Annotated in this window: 1 protein-coding gene (running past one end of the window); it reads right to left on the bottom strand. The window is 67.9% G+C overall.

From position 1 onward, the window contains the following. Positions 1–21,877, bottom strand: the 5' portion of a protein-coding gene (locus ABLE94_RS15265; protein WP_348809162.1) for a non-ribosomal peptide synthase/polyketide synthase. 12,800 nt of this gene lie to the left of the window's left edge; the window shows 21,877 of its 34,677 coding nt (coding positions 1–21,877); it begins with the start codon at positions 21,875–21,877; the stop codon falls past the left edge of the window.

Here is a 21,877-nt window from a genome sequence, read left to right as displayed (position 1 = left end):
TCGTCTCGGTCGGACCGTACAGGTTCTGGATTCGGCGCATCGCCGACCAGTCGTCCTTGAGTCCCTGTGGCACGGCCTCGCCACCGGCATAGACCACACGCAGCGCCGGTAATGCGCTCGACTGCAGGGTCGACAGCACGGTCGGTGTCAGGAAGGTGTGGGTGACCGCCTGACGCATCATGTGGTCCTGCAGTTCCGGCCCGCCGACCGCGCCGCTCGGACGGTAGATCAGCACTCCACCACTGATGGTGGCCAGCAGATACTCCAGGACGGAGGCATCGAAACTCGGCGACGCGAATCCGAGGACGCGTGCGTACTCGTCGGCGCTGGATCGCCGTCGTTCCTCGGCGGCGAAGTTGGCCAGTCCGGTGTGGGTGACCGACACGCCCTTGGGTCGTCCGGTCGAGCCCGAGGTGAAGATGACGTAGGCGGTGTTGTGCACCCGATCGGGCAGACGACGTTCGGCGTCGGTGAGGGGTTCACCGTCCATCGCCTCGATCTCCGCGGCGATCGCCGGATCGTCGAGCCGCAACCAGCCCGTGGCGGTGGCGGGGAGGTCACCGGCCTCGCTCACCGTCAATCCCAGGACCGCACCGGAATCCTCGACCATCGCCGTCACGCGCTCGGCCGGGTAATCCGGGTCGATGGGGACGTAGGCGCCGCCGGTCTTGGCCACCGCCCAGATGGCGGTCAGCAGCCGGGCGGATCGGCCGATGGCGAGCGCGACCAGCGACTCGGTGCCGATCCGATGTCCGATCAGCCAGCGCGCCAACCGGTTCGAGCGTTCGTCGAGCTGTGCGTAGGTGAGCATCTCGCCGTCGGCATCGATCACTGCCTGCCGGGACCCGAAGTTCGCGGCAGCATCGGCGAACAGTTCACGCAGCAACCGTGGCGCCACCGTGGGACCACTCACCGCGATGGGTTCGGTCGCGATGCCCTCGAGCGGATCCACCACCTGGTATCCGCCTGCTCCGACGGCCACGTCTGCGGCGGCCGGCTCCGCCGCCGCCGAACGATCACGCGTGGCCAGCGGCAGATCTCCCACCGCCATACCGGGATCGGCCACGACGGCCGTCAGGATGTCGACCAGGTGGTCACCGAATTGCACGACGGTGGCGTGATCGAACAGGTCGGTGGCATAGAGCAACGAGACGGTCCATGCCTGCGGTGTCGGGGCCTGCGGTGTCGGGGCCTGCGGTGTCGGGGCGATGCCGACGGTGAGGTCGACTCGGGCGGGCACGGTCTCGGCGGACAACGGTGACACCGTCAGGCCGGCGACTTGTCCCCCGATATCCGAGCCACCAAGATCAGAACCGCCGAAATCAGGCAGCGACGCCTGGTCGAAGGTGAGCCACACCTGCGTGAACGGCGCGAAGGCGTCCGACCTCCTTGGCCGCACCGCGTCGACGACGGCCTCAAACGGCACATCGGAGTGGGACAACGCCTCGACGTCGACGGCTTTCGCCTCCGCGAGCAGGTCGGCAAAGGCGCCGCCCTGATCGACGGTGGTGCGCAAAACCAGGGTGTTGACGAACATCCCGACCAGCGGATCGAGGACCCGTTGCCCTCGCCCGGCGACCGGCGTGCCGACGGCGATGTCGTCGACGGCGGTCAGGCGCGAGATCATCGCGGCCAGTGCCGCGTGTACCAGCATGAACGGGGTGACACCGAATTCTTGTGCGCGGCTGCCGATCTGCCGCACGACCTCGGCCGGGATCTCGACCTCGGCACGATCGCCGCGACCACTGGCCACCGGTGGACGTGGCCGGTCGGTGGGCAGTTCCACCAGGTCCGGCACACCCGCGAGACTGCGCTGCCAGTACGCGAGCTGACGCCCGAAGACCGAGTCGGGATCGTCGGCGTCGCCGAGTACGTCATGTTGCCAGAGAGCGAAGTCCGCGAACTGGACCCCCAGCGGAGCCAGTTCCGGTTCCCGCTCTTGCGCCTCGGCCGCGTAGGCGGAGGTCAGGTCGGTCACGAAGGGACTCATCGATTCACCGTCGAAGGCGATGTGATGGGCCACCACCGCGAGCACATGCTCGTCGGAGGCCTGCTCCCACAGGCGGATTCGGATCGGCCACTGTGTGGTCACGTCGAATCCGGTTTCTGCCGCCTCGGCGATCCCGGACTCGGAGTCGACGACATCCCAGTCCAATCGGGCGGCCACCGACGATGCCCGGGCAATCTTCTGATACGGCTCACCATCGACGGCAGGGAACGTCGTGTGCAGCACCTCGTGCCGCGCCACCACATGCAGCACCGCCGCGTGCAGCGCGTCGACGTCGAGGTCACCACTCAGACGAAGCACCATCGGGATGTTGTAGGCGGCCGACGACGGATCGATTCGGTTGACGTACCACATGCGCCGCTGCGCGAAAGACAACGGGATACGTTGCGGCCGTGGGATCACCGGCACCACCGGGGCGATCCGACTCGTGCCGGATGCGAGCGCGGCGGTCAGTTCACGCACCGACGGGAAATCGAACACGCTTCGCACCGATACCTCGACCGACAAGGCCTCACCGACGCGCGCGGCAAGGCGGGTCGCCGACAGGGAGTTCCCGCCGAGATCGAAGAACGACTCGGTGACACCGAGGTGGTCGATGCCGAGCACCTCCGCGAAGATCTGCAGCACTGCGGCTTCGTCATCGGTCCCGGGTTCGATGAGCTCTGCGTCGCTCTCCATCACCGGTGCCGGCAACGCCCGTCGGTCGAGTTTGCCGTTGGATGTCAACGGAATCGACTCGACGACGGTGATCACGTCCGGAACCATGTACTGGGGCACGAACTCCGCGACCGCCGTGCGTACCGCCTTCGGGTCGAGCGTCCGTGCGCGGTCATCCGACTGCTCGCCGCCCACGACGTAGCCCACCAGGGTGACGTCGGACCCGCTGCCGCGTCGGGTGTCCGCCGCTGCCGCGACGACTCCCGGTACACGGCGTAGTGCCGCCTCCACCTCACCGAGTTCGATGCGGAAACCGCGCAACTGGATCTGTGAGTCGGCGCGGCCGATGTATTCGATGTCATCGCCGACGCGTCGACCCAGATCGCCGGTGCGATACAGCCGGGTTCCGGCGACGTCGCCCGCCCCGGCCGGGGCGGCCACGAATCTCGTCGCCGTGAGCGCCGCACGTCGATGATAGCCCTGCGCGAGTTGTGTTCCCGCGACGTAGATTTCGCCCACCACGCCGGGCGGAACGGGGTGCAGACGTTCGTCCAGAATGGCGATACCCAAGGCACTCAGGGCACGCCCGACGACGCTGGGACCACCGTGGCCCACCATCGACGCGTCCAGCTCGGCGAAGGTGACGTGCACCGTCGTCTCGGTGATCCCGTACATGTTGACCAAGGTCGGCCGGTCATCGGGAACCGTCGAGTACCAGCGGTGAACCTGGTCGAAGCTCAGCTCCTCCCCGCCGAAGACGATGTAACGCAACGGGAGATCGGCGTTCGCACGTTCACGGGCGGTGATGAACTGATAGAAGGCCGAGGGCGTCTGATTGAGGACGGTCACCCCCTCGTCGCGCACCAGGCGGAGGAATTCGTCGGGGTCACGGGCAAGATCACGATCGACGATGACCAGACGTCCGCCGGTGAGCAACGGCCCCCACAGTTCCCACACCGAGAAGTCGAATGCGTAGGAGTGGAACATCGTCCACACATCGGCCTCGGTGAACTCGAACAGTTCGGCGGCGCCATCCATGAGTGCGACGACCTGCCGATGCCCGATGACGACGCCCTTGGGTCGACCTGTCGAGCCCGAGGTGTAGATCATGTATGCGGCGTCGCCGGGGCGCACCGTGACATCGCGGAGGCGGGTGCCGCCATGGGCGGGCAGGTCGTCGATATCCAATCGAGCGGCATCGGTGGCCGGAAGTGACTCCCGCGTCGTCGAATCCACCACGATGCAGGCCGGCGACGCATCGTCGATGATGTGCCGCAGCCGATCGTCGGGATTGCTCACGTCGATCGGGACATAGGCGGCGCCGGTCTTGAGAATCGCGATGATCGCCACCGGAAGCACCGTCGAGCGACGTACCGCCAAGCCCACGAACGAGCCCGGTGTCACCCCGGCATCCAGCAGGGAGGCGGCCAGCCTGGACGACTGCCGATCGAGTTCGGCGTAGGTCAGGCTCTGCCCACCGGCGGTGACGGCGATGCGATCCGGATGACGTACGACAACCTCATCGAGGAGATCGAGTACCGTGGCCGCGGCGTTCGGATTCTGCCGCCCGGGTCGGGGCAACGCCGCGAGGAGCTGCTGCTCCGCACGCGAGGTGATCACGACGTCGCCGACGGCAATGGTCGGGTCGTCGGTGACGGCCTCCAGGATGCGGATCAGACGGTCGACGACGGCGACGATCGTCGACCTGTCGAAGAGATCGGTCGCGTACCGCACACTCGCCTGCCACGGGGACAGATCCCGACCCCGGACGATCTCGAACGTCATGTCCATCTGCGACGGGCGATCCGGTGTCGGCAACGGTTCGATGCTCAGGTCGGTCGACTCGACGATTCCCGGGGTGTCGTCGAGGACGTTGAGCATCACCTGCGCGAGCGGCGCGAACGCCTGGGTACGCACCGGGGCGAGTTTCTCTACCAGATACTCGAATGGTAGGTCGCTGTGCGCGAATGCGTCGAGGTCGGTATCGCGGACGGAGTCCAAGAGCGCGCCGAAGTCCGCCGCCGAGTCGACGTGGGTGCGCAACACCACGGTGTTGACGAACATGCCGACGAGGTCATCGAGCTCCGGACTGCCGCGCCCGGCCACCGGTGACGCGACCACGATGTCGTGGCCGGCCGACAGGCGTGACAGCAACACCGCCAAGGCCGCGTGCACCACCATGAATGTCGTTGCGCCACGGTGATCGGCCAGCGAGACGATTCGACCGACGAGATCGGGATCGAGTTCGAAGTCGACGGTTTCGGTGCGCAGGGTGGCGACCTCGGGCCGGACCCGGTCGGTCGGCAGGGCGATGACATCAGGCAGCGCGGCCAGGGTCTCACGCCAATGGCCCAGTTGTCTGCCGACGACCGAATCGGGTTCGTCGACCTCGCCCAGCACGGCCCGCTGCCAGATCGCGACGTCGGCGAATTGCACTGCGAGCGTTGGCAGTTCGGGTTCGGCACCGGACCGACGAGCTCGATAGGCGGCCACCAGGTCGGTGACGAACGGTCGGATGGACTCTCCGTCGCCGGCGATGTGGTGCCACACGATGAGCAGCACGTGCCGATCGTCCGCTTCGCGCATGACGCGCACGCGCAGCGGAGTCTCGACGGTGACGTCGAAACCGCGGCCGGCCACCGCCGACAACTCGTCGAGATCTGTCACCTGCGCCCAATCAAGCTGCGCGACAGCGTTGTCGGTACTCCAGATCTTCTGGACCGGCTCCTCGTCGACGACGGGGTAGGTGGTGCGCAGGACCTCATGCCTGCTCACCACGTCGGCCACCGCCGAATGCAGGGCATCGACGTCAAGGGCACCGCGCAGGCGCAGCGCCGCCACGATGTTGTACGCCGACGAGTCGGGGTCGAAGCGATTGATGAACCACATGCGGCGCTGCGCGTAGGACAACGGAATGCGCCCAGGGCGCGGTGCCGCGGTGATCGGCGGCAGGACGGAACCGGCTCCGATGTCCAGGTGACGCGCCAGGTCACGGACACTCGGCGAGTCGAAAACCGTCCGCAGCGAGATGTCGGCCGACAGCGCCCTCGACAGGCGTGAGACCAGGCGGGTGGCCGACAGCGAGTTCCCGCCGAGTTCGAAGAAGCCCGCGGTGACCGACACCTGCTCGAGGCCGAGGACGTCGGCGACGATCTCGGCGATGACCGCCTCGACGGGCGACGCGGGTTCGACGATCCCGCTGTCGGCGACCTGTGGTCGGGGCAGTGCGCGACGGTCGATCTTGCCCGAGGAACTCAACGGCATCGGATCGAGCACCATCCAGGCGGTCGGTCGCATGTACGCCGGCAGCCGATCCTCGACCGCCTCCCGGACATCATCCAGATCGATTGTGCCCGAGAGGTAACCGACCAACTGCTGACCACCGGGTCCATCGATCACCGACGCCGCTGCGTGGACGACACCGGGAACGGCGACGAGAACGGCCTCGATCTCGCCCAGTTCGATGCGCTGCCCGCGCAGCTTCACCTGGAAATCGGTACGCCCCAGATACTCGAGGCGGCCCGTGGAGTCCCATCGCACGAGATCACCGGTGCGGTAGAGCCGCGATCCCGCACCACCAAAGGGATTGGCGACGAAGCGATCCGCGGACAGGTCACTGCGGCCCGCGTAGCCGCGCGCGAGCTGGACGCCGCCGAGATACAACTCACCGGCGATGCCGACGGGCACCGGACGCAGACGCCGATCGAGCACGTGGGTGGTCGTGTTCGCGATGGGCACCCCGATCGGCACCACGGTATCCGAGGGCACGACCTCGTGATGCGTGACGTCGACGGCCGCCTCGGTGGGACCGTAGAGATTGTGCAGGCGTGCGGTGGGCAGCGCGGTCAGCGTCTCCTGCGCCACGGCCGCCGGTAGCGCCTCACCGGAGGTGAAGACCTGCCGGACCGCGGTGAGCGCGTGGCGGTCGTCCTCGCCGAGCACGTCGAGGAAGGTGGCGAGCATGGACGGGACGAAGTGCACCGTGGTGACCGCGTGGCGGGCCATCAGCTCCGCGAGATACCGCGGGTCGCGATGTCCGTCCGGCCTGGCGATCACCAGGGTCGCGCCGGACATCAACGGCCAGAACAACTCCCACACCGACACATCGAATGTTGCCGGTGTCTTCTGCACCACCACGTCCGAAGACCCGAGCGCGAACTCGGACTGCATCCACTCGAGACGATTCACGATCGCCGCGTGCGAGACCGTGACTCCCTTGGGTGCTCCGGTCGAGCCGGAGGTGAACAGCGTGTAGGCGGCCGACTCGGGAATCGCCGTTGCCGTTGCCGCCGGCGTCGGTGCGCCGCTCCGGGGAACAGGTCCGGAAGCGTCCACGGCCACCACCGGAATGCCGTGCACGTCTGGTGTTTCCAGTACCACAGTCACCGCCGAGGGCACGTCGGGTCCGGTGAGAATGACACGCACCCCGGCCGTGGAGATCATGTACTGAAGGCGACTCGTCGGTGCGTCGATGTCCAGCGGCACGTAGTGTCCGCCCGCGCGCACGATCGCGTGGATCGCGATCAGCAATTCCGGCGAACGCTCGATGGCCACGGCGACCGCGACGTCGGTCGTGACACCCGTCGCCGCCAGATCGCGCGCCAACGCCTCGACGCGGTCACCGAATTCGCGGTAGGTCATCTCGGCCTGCCCGAAGATCAGAGCCGTCGCATCCGGTGTCGCCCGGACGCTGTCGTCCACGAGGTCCGGCAGGGATCGGGTCGAGGGCGTCGACGTCGCCCCGCGTGACCATGCGAGCACACGATCGACCGAATCCGCCTCGAGCAGAACGAGATCACCGATACGGGCGTCGGGGGTCGCAATGATCTGGCCGAGCAGGGTCACGAATGCATCCCGGTACACCTCGATGTGGTCGGCCGAGATCTCGCCGGGCAGGAACGTGAACGACAGTGTGAGGTCGTCGCCCACCGGCGACGCGCCCAATGCCACGGGGTAGTGCGTGGCGTCGGCCATCTCGACGGCGTTCACCCGCATCCCGGCGGCATCATCGGCGGTTGCCAGTGCCTGCGCCGCGTCGACCGGGTAGGACTCGTAGACGGTCAGGGTGTCGAACAGCGCAGCGAAACCCGAGCGCGTGGTCAACTCGCCGAGCCCGACATGCTGATGGTCGAGCACCGTGAGCTTGCCCTCGTGCAGGCGGCGAAGAGCCTCGGAGATCACCTGTTCGTCGGCCACATCCACGACCACCGGCACGGTGTTGATGAACAGGCCGACGGTGCGATCGACGCCGTCGAGTACCGACGGCCGGCCCGATACGGTCTCACCGAAGGAGACGATCGTCTCGCCGGTGATGCGCGACAGCAGCAGCGCCCAGGCGAACTGGATGATCTCGGCGTTGGTCACCTCGGCCGATCGGGCGAGCCGGGTGAGGGCCGCGGTGGTTTCGGCGCCGAGCGTCACCGTGGATTTCTGCGGCGCCGCCTCGGCGGTGATCGGTCGTCCGGACCCGATGAGGGTGGGCCTCTCGAGCGGCGCCAGCAGCGTGTCCCACGCCTGGAGTCCAGCGGTGATGTCCTGTGCTGCAAGCCATTCCAGATACCGGTCGTACTCGACGACGGGCCGCTCACCAGCGTCGGTGACCGTCGAGCCGGTGCGGTAGGCCGAAATCAGATCGGCGAGTATCAGGGGCGCCGACCATCCGTCGATGATGATGTGATGGTTGGTCAGGACCAGGGTGTGGCGATCACCGGGCATGCGCACCAGCAGGAACCGCAGCAGGGGGCCGCGCGCGAGATCGAACGGCCGGGAGTTCTCCGCACGGCGCATCTCGTCGAGGCGGTCGGCGGCCGCGACGTCGGTCAGGTCCGACAGATCCTCGATCCTCGTCGGTGTGTCCACCGAGGGAGCCACCACCGCGACCGGATGCCCGACGTCGGTCCGCACGAACCCCGAGCGCAGTGCGGCGTGCCGCCGGGTGAGCGCGTCGACGGCCTCGCCCAGGCGCGCCGCATCGACATCTCCGTCGATCCCCACGGTCGACTGCATGACGTAGACGTCCACGTCGCCGCGAGCGGCGGCGAGTTCGGACTCGAAGAGCAGGCCCTTCTGCAGTGGCGAGAGCGCCCAGATCTGCGCACCCGGGTGCTCGGCGCAGAGCCGATCGAGTTCCGATTGCGTCAGGTCGGCACCGGGGATGTCCGACGGCGACGGTCCCACCTCGTCGACGCGTGCGACCAACGCGACCATCTCCGCCAGGGCTTCGGTGAAATACTGCGCAACCGAACCCATCTCGTCATCCGAGAGTGCGTCCGGCTGATGGCGCCAGTCGACCTCCAGGATCCGTCCGGACGACGAGGGGACGGTGGAGACGGTGACGTCGAGCACCCCGGGCGCCACCATGTCTCCCCGAATGGTGCCGGCGAGCCGGTGACGCTGCGGCACCGGTGCAAACGCGACCGTCTCGGTCTGATGCCCCTGTGATCCGTCGGCGTCGAGCGGCGCGCCGCTGACATTGCCGAGATAGTTGAGCGTGATCTCGGGCAGCGGGCGGTCGGCGATCGGGGATCCCGGCATGAGGTATCGGTGGACGCCGAAGCCGATTCCGTGATCGGGTAGGGCGGCGAGTGTCTCCTTCACACCCTTGACGATCGCGATCAGCTCACCATCGGTGGCCGGAGCCGCCACCCCGAAGGTGACCGGCGCGATGCCGGTGAACCATCCGACGGTCCGGGTCAGATCGGCGCCCGCGGCGATGTGCTCTTCGCGGCCGTGTCCCTCGAGCAGCACCGTGACGTCGGTGGGGGCCGCTCCCCGTCCGTCGTCGTCGACGCTCGTCTCACCTCGCGCGCGGAGCCGGGCGAGGGCGATTCCCAACGCCGCGAGCAGCACATCGTGCACCCCGGCACGGAATGCCGCGGCCACCTCGACCAGTACCCGCTCGGCGGTCTCCGCCGGAATCTGCCGGTGCAGAGACCCGAATGCCTTGTCGCGATGCCGGACCGGGTCGAGTTCGCCGACCGGCGATGTCCGCCCGGCCGGCAGCATGCGATCCCAGAGGTCGGCCTCGTGTGCGCGCGAACCCACGAGATCGGTGATGGCCGCCGCCCAGCGGCGCATCGAGGTTCCCTCGGCGGGAAGGCCGATTGCGTCGCCTCGTGCGCGCTGTGCACCTGCACTTGCCAGGTCGGCGATGATGGTCTGCCACGACACCGCATCCACCGCCAGGTGGTGAACAACGATCACCAGCCGACCGCCCTCACCCGATTCCGGTAGCAGCGCAACGCATCTCACCATCGCCCCCGCGGCCGGATCGAGTCGCAGTGCGGCGTCGGCGTGCGCGCTCACGACGTCGTCGGTCCCGGGCGAGACCGGTGTCGGGCGCACCTCGACGGCGGCCGAAGCCTCGAACGGTCCTCCCGCCACCAGCACGGGTTCTTCTCCGTCGGTCTCGGCGAGACGCGCCGACAACATCGGATGTGCGGCGACGACGGCGCCCACCACGTCGCCGATGAGTGCTGCGTCGGCACCCGCGGGCAGGGTCACCACCATGGCCTGGCTGAAGTCGGCGTAGTCCTCGGCGGAATCGGCTCGTTCCAGCATCCACCGGGCGACGGGGAGCAGCGGCATCTCCCCGATCCCACCACCGGGCAACTCGAGCAGGATGTCATCGCCACCAGCGGTGGCCAATGCCGCCAGCCCGCGAACCGTCTTGCGCTCGAAGATGTCTCGCGGACGGATTCCGAGCCCCGCCGCACGCAGCATCGCCGAGAGCTGAATCGACATGATCGAATCCCCGCCGAGCGCGAAGAACGAATCGTTCACCCCGATCCCGGGCAGTCCGAGGATGCCCGAGGTCATCTCGGCGATCAGTGTTTCGGTGGCATTCGTCGGCGCGTCCGGAGCGCCGGAGACCCCGATGACCGGCTCGGGCAGTGCCTTTCGGTCGATCTTGCCCGACACCGTGAGAGGCATCGTGTCGAGCACCGTCCAGGAATCCGGTCGCATGTACTCGGGCAGCCGGTCGCGGGAGAGCTCCTCGAGGAGCTCGACCCGCACCTGTGGTCCGCCGGCCACGTAGGCGGCCAGGATGCGACCGCCACCCGGAGTGGTCACCACCGCGGCGGCCACATGGGTGACGCCGGGTGCGGCGGCCACCACCGACTCGATCTCGCCGAGTTCGATGCGCTGTCCGCGCAGCTTCACCTGGAAGTCGGTGCGCCCCAGATACTCGATCTCACCGGTGGCGTTCCACCGGACCAGATCGCCGGTGCGATACAGGCGCCCGCCCGCCGGACCGAACGGATCGGCGACGAAGCGATCCGCACTCAGATCGGGACGACCGGCGTACCCACGTGCCACCTGGACCCCGCCGAGATACAGCTCACCGGCCACACCCGCCGGTACCGGGCGCAGACGCTGGTCGAGGACGTAGGTTGCGGTGTTCCAGACCGCCGTACCGATCGGGATCACCTCGTCGGTGAGTGCCACCTGATGATGGGTGACGTCGACGGCCGCCTCGGTCGGACCGTACAGGTTGTGCAGCGCAACACCATCCGGCAATCCGGTCAACGCAGCCGTGGCGGTGGCGGCGGTCAGCGCCTCACCAGAGGTGAACAATGAACGCACACTGCGCAGGTCGCCCAGACCGTCTGAGCCGAGCACGTCGCAGAACACCGCCAGCATCGACGGCACGAAGTGCAGTGCCGAGACCCTCTCGGCGGCGATCGTTTCCGCCAGATACTGCGGATCGCGATGCCCGTCGGGGCGGGCGATCACCAGGCGTGCGCCCGTCATCAGCGGCCAGAACAGTTCCCACACCGAGACATCGAAGGTGACCGGGGTCTTCTGCAGCACGACGTCGTCGCCGGTCAAGCCGAAGCGTGATTGCATCCACAGCAGGCGGTTGACGATGGCGCCGTGCGACACCGTCACACCCTTGGGCCGTCCGGTGGAGCCGGAGGTGAACAACGTATACGCCGCCGAGTCCGCGGTGAGAGACCCCCGGCGTTCACTCGGATCGAAGGGTTGCACCTGCGCCGGACGGTGCGCATCGACCTCGACGGTCGCCACGCCGGGAATCTGCGACGGCCACAGCGTATCTCGACCCGCGACCAGCATCAGCCCGGCACCTGCCGTCTCGAGCATGTAGGCCACCCGCTCGACCGGGGCGTCGGGGTCCACCGGCACATAGTGCCCACCCGCGACGACGACCGCGTGGATCGCCACCAGCATCTCGATAGAGCGTGGGATCGCCACCGCCACAGCGGTATCCGGACCAACACCCAGCGTCACCAGACGACGCGCCAACGAGGACACCAGCGCGCCGAACTCACCCCGCGATACCCGACGATCCTCGAAGACCAGGGCCGCTGTATCCGGTGCGTCACCCAGCGCGGCGAGCACCAGATCACCCAGCGCCTCCGGGTTCGCGCCGATCTCGACCGTCTCGCCGTGTGACCAGCCGAGCACGTCGTCGATCTCGGCGAAGATGGGCGCATCACCGACCGCGACGGTCGGATCGGCGGTGACGGTGTCCAGTAGTGCGATCAACCGGGCGATGAACGTCTCGATCCCCGGTTCGTCGAACAGGTCGGTGGCGTAGGTCAGCGCGCCGGCCCAGCCGCGATCGGATTGCCGGATCTCCAGACTCAGATCCACCTGTGCCGGGTGGTCGCCGGTCTCGGCCGGTTCCACTGTCAATCCCGGAAGCGACGCCGTGCCCGCGGTGTCGTCGACGACGTTCAGCATCACCTGGGCCAGTGGCGCAAACGCTTGCGAGCGTGACGGATTGAGGCGCTCGACGAGCAACTCGAAGGGAACGTCGGAGTTGTCGAAGGCCGCCAGATCGGTGGTGCGGACCTCGGCGAGCAGGTCGGTGAACGACGCCGACGGGTCGACCGCGGTGCGCAGCACCAGGGTGTTGACGAACATACCGATGAGCTCGGCGACCTCGGGGCGGCCGCGGCCGGCGATCGGTGTCGCGATCGCGATGTCGTCGGTGGCCGACAGTCGTGACAGCAGCACCGCCAGGGCGGCGTGGACGACCATGAACGGGGTGACGTCGGCGCCGCGTGCCACCTCGGCGATCCGCGCCACGGTGGTGTCCGGGAACGCGAAGGCGGTGGTGCGGCCACGCATCGACGCGACCGGCGGTCGTGGATGATCGGTGGGGATCTCCAGCAGATCCGGAAGATCGGCCAGCGCAGTGCGCCAGTGGTCGAGTTGCCGGCCCAGCACCGACGTCGGATCCGATGCGTCCCCGAGGACCGCACGCTGCCAGATCGCGACATCGGCGAACTGCACCGGCAGCGGGAGCAGACCCGGTTCGCCGCCCGTCAGGCGACTTGTGTAGGCGGACACCAGATCTCGCACGAGCGGTCGAACCGACTCATTGTCCGCGGCGATGTGATGGACGACCACCACCAGGACGTGGCGCGTATCCGACTCGGCGTGCACCCGAATCCGGATCGGCCACTGGTGGCTGACATCGAATCCGTCACCGGCCGCCTCGACGATGCCTGCGTGATCGGGGCTCACCGCCCAGTCGAGTCGATCGGCGATGAGTTCGGCACTCTCGATGACCTGTACCGGATTGCCGTCACGCCGCGGATAGACGGTGCGCAGGATCTCGTGTCGTCTCACCACGTCACCGAACGCGGCGCGCAGCGCCTCGACGTCGAGATCGCCGGTCAGGCGGAGACCGGACACGATGTTGTAGGCCGCAGAACTCGGGTCGTACTGATTGATGAACCACATCCGGCGTTGCGCGAAGGACAGCGGAAGCGGATCGGGACGGGTCACCGCCACCAGCGGCACCACCGTCGAATCGCCCTCGGTGACAACGGTTTGTGCGATCTCGCGCACCGACGGGGCATCGAACACCATGCGCACCGACACGTCGGCACCCAGCGCGTCGCCGAGTCGTGCCGCCAGCCGGGTCGCCGACAGGGAGTTGCCGCCGAGGTCGAAGAAGGAGTCGACCACACTGACCCGTTCCACACCCAGCACGTCGGCGAACACGTCGGCGACCGCGGATTCCCGATCGGTGGTCGGGGCGACATACTCCGATGACTCGAATGTCGGCTGCGGCAGCGCTTTTCGATCGAGCTTGCCGGCCGTGTTCAGCGGCACCGAGTCCAGCTGCACCCATAGCCCGGGCCGCATGTACTCCGGCAGATCCACCGACACCGCCGACTTCACCGCGTCGAGATCCAGGATCTGTCCCGGCCGGGCCGCAACATACCCGACGAGATGTTCACCACCGGCCGACGACACCACGGTTGCGGCCGCGTGGACCACGCCCGGAGCGCTTGCGAGGGCGGCCTCGATCTCACCCAGCTCGATCCGTTGGCCGCGCAACTTGACCTGAAAGTCGGTGCGGCCCAGATACTCCAGATCGCCCGCCGGGTTGCGGCGCACCAGATCGCCGGTCCGGTAGAGCCGGGTACCCGGCGCGCCGAACGGGTCGGCCACAAAACGTTCCGAGGTGAGGTCGGCCCGCGAGGCGTAACCGCGCGCCAACTGGACTCCGCCGAGGTACAACTCGCCCACGACGCCGTCGGGGACGATCCGCAGCAGATCGTCGAGGACATGGGACGTGGAATTCCACATGGGCTTGCCGATCGGGACGTTGAGCACCCGGTCGGCGTCGAGAACGCGCTGATAGGTGATCTCGACCGCGGCCTCGGTGGGTCCGTACAGGTTGTAGAGATCGGCATCGGGAATCGATTCGAGGGTCTGCGCGGCAACCGCGGGTGGCAGTGCCTCGCCGGTGGTTCCGATGAAACGCAGACCGGTCAGCGCCGCCAACCGTTGCGGGCCCGCGAGATCGAGGAAGACCGACAGCATCGACGGCACGAAGTGCACCATCGTCGCCTGCTCGGCGGCGATGGTCTCGGCCACATACACCGGGTCGAGGTGCCCGTCGGCCCGCAGGACCACGATCTTCGAGCCCACCAGGAACGGCGCGAAGATCTCCGGCACCGAGCAGTCAAAGGTGTACGGAGTCTTGAGGACGACCAGGTCGGTGGCGTCGATGGGCATCTGATCCAGACCCCACCACAGCCGATTGAGCACCGCGGAGTGACTCAATGTCACACCCTTGGGGCGCCCGGTGGAGCCCGAGGTGAAGATCGTATAGGCGGCGCCCTCGGGGCGCAGAGGTCCGCGCCGATCGGCGTCGACGACGGGCCGGGTGTCACCGACCACCGCCCCGGAGGTGTCGACGGCCAGGATGGCGGCTCCACAACCGCTGACCGCGGTCGGCGTCGGCCCCGGACCGACCAGCACGAGCTCGGCACCCGCGGTCTCGACCATGTACCGGGCCCGATCGATCGGGGCCGCGGTGTCGATGGGCACGTACTGACCGCCGGCGGTGACGATGGCGTGAATGGCGACCACCATCTCCACCGACCGTGGAATACACACTCCGACAGCGGAGTCCGGACCCACACCGCGTCCGATCAGCTCGCGGGCGAGCGCCGAGACCCGGTCGGACAGTTCGCCATGGCTGACCACTCGGCCCTCGTGGATCATCGCGGTGGCCCGGGGCGAACGCGCCATCCCCGCCCCGAGCGCCTCGGGCAGCGTCTGCGGCGCCAGTACGACGGTTTCGCCGGCGGCGCGGGAGATGACGGCGGCGTGCTGCTCGGCGGAGAGCAACTCGACGTCGGCGACCGCCCCCTGTGGGTCCTCGGTCATCCGGCGCAACACCCGGACCAGGTACTCCCCGATCAGTTCGACCGAGTAGCGATCGAACAGATCTGTGGCATAGACGATCTGTGCGCGCCAGCTGCCGTCGGGGGTGGCCGTGCCGACCGAGAACGTCAGATCGACCTTGGCCCAGTCGACACCGGGGTCGACCGTCTCGAGGTGAAGGCCCCCCAGCACGGCCGACACGTCGGCTCCGGGCTCACCGGCCAGCCCGAAATCGTGTTGATCGAACGACAGCATCACCTGAGCCAGCGGCGCGAATGCCTCGGACCGAACCGGATCGAGCCGCTCGACCAGATACTCGAACGGCACGTCGGCATGGGCGAACGCATCGAGATCGATGGTGCGCACGCGGTCGAGGAACTCCGCATACGTCTGTCCCGGCTCCTGCCGGGTGCGCAGGAGCAGGGTGTTGACGAACATCCCGACGAGGTCGTCGAGCACCTCACGGCCACGCCCGGCCACCGGGATGGCGACCGCGACGTCGTCGGTGTTGGCCAGCCTCGACAACATCAACGCCAGCGCGGCGTGGGTGATCATGAACTCGGTGACGCCCGCCGTCCGTGCCAGTTGCCGCACACCGTCGGCGACGTCGGCGGGCACGGTGAAGTCGACTGCGGCGCCGGCCATCGACGCCACCGGCGGCCGCGGCCGGTCGGTGGGGAGTTCGAGCACTTCCGGCGAATCGGCCAGCTGGGACTCCCAGTACGCGAGTTGCCGCCCGAGTACCGATGAGTCGTCGTCGACGTTGCCGAGCACCTCATGCTGCCAGATCGCGAAGTCGGCGAACTGTACCGGCAATGGCGAGAATTCCGGGTGACCACCGCGACGGCGCGCGGCATATGCCACCGCCAGGTCGGCCACCAGCGGGCCGAGGGACTCGCCGTCGCCGGCGATGTGGTGGATGACCACGAGCAACAGATGACGCTGCGGCGCCTCACGCAGCAATCGCACCCGGATGGGCAGATCGGCCGTCACGTCGAATCCGGCGACCGCGGCCGCGGTGATGTCGTCCGGGCCGTCGACAACCTGCCAGTCCAGTCGATCGATCGCCTCGCCGACCGGGCGGATGTCCTGATGAGGACGACCATCCACGGAGCCGAACACCGTACGCAGCACCTCGTGACGCGCGATGACATCGCCGATCGCGGCGTGCAATGCCGCGACGTCGAGGTCACCGGTCAGCCGCAGCGCGGCGGGCAGATTGTAGGCGGCCGAGCCTGCGTCGAAACGGTTGATGAACCACATGCGTTGTTGCGCAAAGGACAGCGGAACCGGTGCGGTTCGTGGGCGGACGACGATCGGAGCAAGCGACCCGGTTCCGGGTCGGAGGTTCGCGGCGAGTTCGCGCACCGACGGCGCCTCGAACACGGTGCGCACCGAGACATCGGCATCCAGCGCTTCGCCGACGCGGGCAGCCAGGCGCGTCGCCGACAGCGAGTTGCCTCCCAGGTCGAAAAACGATGCCACGACGCTGATCTCGGAGACGCCGAGCACGTCGGCGAACGCTCCCGCCACCCGGATCTCGGTGTCATCGGCCGCCGGGACAAAGACCTCGGACTTACCGAAATCCGGTTCCGGCAGGGCTTTCCGGTCCACCTTGCCGGTCGGATTCAACGGGATGCGATCGAGAGGCACCACCACCTCGGGCACCATATAGGACGGCAGACGGGCGGCGGTCGCGCTGATGACGTCGGCCGGGGAGATCACGGCGCCGTCGGCAGCGGTGACGTAGGCCGCCAACCGTGTGCCCGCGGCGGATTCGACACCGACGACCACCGCCGAGCCGATCTCGGCGAGGTCCGCCACGGCGGCCTCGACATCGCCCAGTTCGATTCGCAGACCACGGATCTTGACCTGGAAGTCCGACCGGCCGACGTACTCCAGTTCCATGGCCGAGGTCCACCGCACCAGATCACCGGTCCGGTACAGACGTTGCCCGGGTGCGCCGTGGGGATGTGCCACGAAGCGCTCCGCGGTCTTACCGGGCTGACCGACATAGCCTCGTGCAAGCGGTGGACCGGCGAGGTACAACTCGCCGACGACCCCGATCGGCACCGGTCGCATCCGCTCGTCGAGGACGACCGTGGTGATCCCGTCGACCGGTGCACCGATGGTCACCGGTTCACCCGGGCGCAGCGCGGCAGTGGAGGTGGCGATGATGGTGGTCTCCGACGGGCCATAGAGGTTGTACATCTCTCGGCGACCGTCGGGGCTCACCCACCGTGTCACCTCGGCGGCCGGAAGTGCTTCGCCCGCGGTCATCAAGACCGGCAGTGCCCCGGCGGACAGATCCGGGACCGTGGCGAGCACGCTCGGGACCAGCACCGCGTGGGTGACGTCGTGATCGGTGATCAGAGCCCCGAGTTCAGCGCCTCCGTAGACCTCCGGCGGCGAGATGACCAGGGTGGCGGCATTACCGTAGGCCAGCAGGAATTCAAACACCGACGCGTCGAAGCCGGGGGAACTCACCGCGAGCATCCGCGACGCCGGGGTCAACCCGTACCGGTGCGCCGCCAGGACGGCCACGTTGGCCACCGCGCGCTGGGTGACCGCCACGCCCTTGGGACGACCGGTGGAACCGGAGGTGAAGATGAGATAGGCGGCCGAATCCGGGGTGAGGACGCCTCGACGTTCGGTATCGGTGATCGGCGAGTCACTGCGGTCGGCCGGCCGGTCGTCGAGATCGCTTGGGAGGACGATCCATTCGGGCCCGGTCGGCACCACCGACGCATGCTGCTCGCCGACGACACCGATGCGTGCGCGACTGTCATCGACGATCGCCGCGATCCGCTCGGCGGGATATTGCGGGTCGACGGGGCAGAAGACGGCGCCGGTCTTGGCGACGGCCCACACCACCACCTGCCCGACCAGGCCGCGAGCCAGCACCGACACGACCACCTGTTCCGGTCCGGCTCCGGCCGCGATCAATCGGCGCGCCAGGGCGTTGGACGCCTCGTCGAGCTCGCGGTAGGTCAGTGAGCGGTCACCGCAGACCGCGGCGGTCCGCTGACCCGCACGAGCCGCCGAGGCGAACAACTGCGCCAGCGTGGACGGGGACGCGGCGGACGGACCGGCGACCACCATCGCGTCACGGTGGGCGGGCTCGAGGACATCGAAATCGCGGAGCAACCGATCGGAGGCATCGACGGCCTGGCGCGCGACGTGCTCGAAGTACTCGACCAGCCGCGCGATCGTGACCGGCTCGAACAGATCGGCAGCGAAATCTATCGTGCCGGAGAGGAAGTCGCCGCCACCGGAATCACCGGCCAGACCCTCCACATAGGTGATGTTGAGGTCGTAGTCGGTGAGCGCGCGGGTCTGCTCCACGAATTCTGCTGCCACACCGGGCAATTCGAACCTGTTGGCCGCGGCATCCTGCAACGCGAGGGCCACCTGGAACAAGGGTGCATGTGACTGTGTTCGCGGCGCCTGCACGGCATCGACGACGAGTTCGAAGGGTACGTCCGCATTCGACATGGCCGCGAGGTCGCGGTCGCGGACCATTGCCAGCAGTTCGTCGAAACCGCTGTCGACGTCGAATTCGGTTCGCAGCACCAGCGTGTTGACGAACATGCCGACCAGATCGTCGAGTGCCCGTTCGCCTCGACCGGCATACGGCGTTCCCACACTGATGTCGGTGGCACCGGTGACCCGGTTGAGGACCACCAGCCACAGTGCGTGGAGCACCATGAACAACGAGACCTCGTGGCGGCGGGCGAGATCCTCGAGTTCGGCGGCCATGCCGGCGCCGATCGTGAACGGGTGACGTTCGGAGCGTTTGCTCTGCACGCGCGGCCGCACATGATCTAGTGGCAGGTCGATGAGTTCGGGTGCGCCACTGAGTGTGTCACGCCAGAAGGCCAGTTGCTGACCCGCGACGGAGTCGGGGTCGAGGGGGTCACCGAGGACCGAACGCTGCCACAGTGTGTAGTCCACATACTGCACGGCGAGCTTGTCGAACTCCGGTGCCGAGCCGCTACGGCGGGCGTGGTAGGCGGCCATCACGTCACGGGCCAACGGGGCGATGGACGCACCGTCGGCGATCACGTGGTGGGCGACGAAGACCAGCGTGTAGTCGGTGTCGGACAGTTGCAACAGCCGGATACGCAGGGGCGGGGCGGCGTGGAGGTCGAACGGCGCGCGAACCAGCGCGTCGACCGTGGCGTTGACCTCGTCCATCGCGACCGTAAGCGCCGGATGCACCTCGACGTCGAGCGCGACATCGTCTGCGTCACAGACGACTTGGACCGGGACGCCATCGGTTGCCGGGAAACGTGTGCGCAGCGCCTCGTGGCGGGTGATGACATCGTCGATGGCCTCGGCGAGATGGGCGGTGGAGACCGCACCGGAGAACGTCATCACCAGCGGGATGTTGTAGACGGCACTGTCGGGTTCGAGTTCGGCGAGGAACCACAGACGTTGCTGGGCATAGGACAACGGGATCGCGCCGTCTCGTTCGACCGCGGACAACTCGGGCCGGTCGATGTGACCGCGTCCGACGATGCGCTCGGCCAGTGCCCGGACGGTGCGGCATTCGAAGATGTCGCGCACGCCCACCCGCAGTTCGAGGACCTCGGTCGACCGCGCGGCGATCTGGGCGGCGACAAGCGAATTGCCGCCCAGGTTGAACACCGATTCGGTCGCACCGACCCGATCGACCCCGAGGAGTTCGGCGAAGACCTTGGCGAGGCGATGTTGGAGGCCGCCTTCGGGCTCGACGAAGTCGGCTGCTGCCGTGTGCATCGTCGGCATCGGCAACGCGGCGCGATCGAGTTTGCCGTTGACGTTGAGCGGCAACTGCTCGAGCACCATGATCACGTCGGGGACCATGTAGTCCGGGACGGCGGCGGCCACCGCCGCGCGCACCTCGTCGACGTCGAAAGATGTTCCGTCCGCGGCAGCACCGGTGACGTAGCCGACGAGGTGATCGAGATGATTCTCGCGTTGCCTGACCGCCGCGGCGGCCGCGTGCACACCCGGCGCCGACATCAGTGCCGCCTCGACCTCCCCGAGTTCGATACGGAAGCCACGCAACTTGACCTGGGCATCACTGCGCCCGAGGTATTCCAGCCCGTCGCCGCGGATGATCGCCACGTCTCCGGTGCGATACATCCGCTGACCCGCGACGAACGGATTCGCCACGAAGCGGGTGGCATTGAGCTCCGAGCGCCCGAGATAGCCCCTGGTGACCTGCGGCCCGGCGAGGTAGAGCTCACCGGTCACGCCGTCGGGTACCGGCGCCAGCCTCCGGTCGAGAACATATGTGGTCAATCCGGGTAGTGCGCCACCGATGTCGGAGGCGGCCGTGCCGGCAACGAAGTCGGGCGTCAGATCCCGCCGGGTCGCGTACACGGTCACCTCGGTCGGGCCGTACATGTTGTTCAGCGCCGGCCCGATGGTGCCGTCGATCTCGAGTCGCTCGTCGTACCAGCGTCGCACCTGTTCGAAGTCGAGTGCTTCGCCCATCAGTACGAGATAGCGCAGGGTGCCGGCGAGTCGGCCGAGCGCCGGCGGCCGTAACGCCGCCGACAGCTGATAGAACGCCGAGGGCGTCATGTTGACGAAGGTGATCTGTTCCCGGTTGACGACGTCGACGAAATCGCCGGGCGATCGGGTGGTGAAGAAGTCCAGCACCACCAGCCGGCCACCGAAGCAGAACGCTGCCCAGATCTCGGCCACCGACACGTCGAAGGCGTAGGACTGGAACATCGCCCAGACGTCGGATTCGGAGAGGTCATACATCGCGTCGAGGGCATCCATCAGGTGGATCACGCCCTCGTGCGGAACGACAACACCTTTCGGCTTGCCGGTCGAACCCGAGGTGTACATCACATAGGCGGGGTGGCGCGGATCGATCGTGGCGGGAATCGCGTCGTGGCCGTCGTCGGTGGCCACCTCCTCGACTGTCCGCAGGTCCACGTCGAGGTGATCTCGCCACTGCGCACGCGTGTCGGTGTCGGTGATGACGAGGACCGGTCGCGCGTCGGCGACGATGGTGTGCAGTCGGTCGACCGGATGCGATCGGTCCAGCGGCAGGTACGCCGCCCCGGATTTGAGCACGCCGAGCAGGGCCACGATGAGGCTCGCGTCGCGGTCGAGTGCCACCCCCACGAGTCGCTCGGGACCCGCTCCGGCGGCGACCAGGCCCGCGGCGATGCGATCGGAGAGCCGGTCGAGTTCGCGATAGGTCAGCGTGGTGCCGGCGAGATCGGTCAGCGCGACGGCCTCGGCACACCGATGCGCGGACGCCCGGAAAACCCCGGGCAGCGTTGCGAAGTCAGATGTCCCGGCCACCGCGAGGGCGGCCGAACGCACCTCGGCGACCGCGTTGCGGGTCTTGGTCGCGATCTCCTCGGGAGTGAGCCCGGGCGCCGCGATCAGGCCGGTGACGGTACCGGTGACAGCGGCCTCGGTGTCGAGTCCCTGCGCGGCGAAAATGCCTGCGGTGACCGATATCTGCGCGTCGAGCCGGCCGAACGGGATGGGGCCGGCGGCACCGGTGAAAGCAACAGCGTTCGGGTCGTTGGCAGCGGCCAT

The sequence above is a fragment of the Gordonia sp. VNK1 genome (genome assembly GCF_040049135.1).
Classification (GTDB): domain Bacteria; phylum Actinomycetota; class Actinomycetes; order Mycobacteriales; family Mycobacteriaceae; genus Gordonia; species Gordonia oleivorans.
The sequence above is the reverse complement of the archived record's forward strand: the minus strand, read 5'-3'. Positions and strand labels throughout refer to the sequence as shown.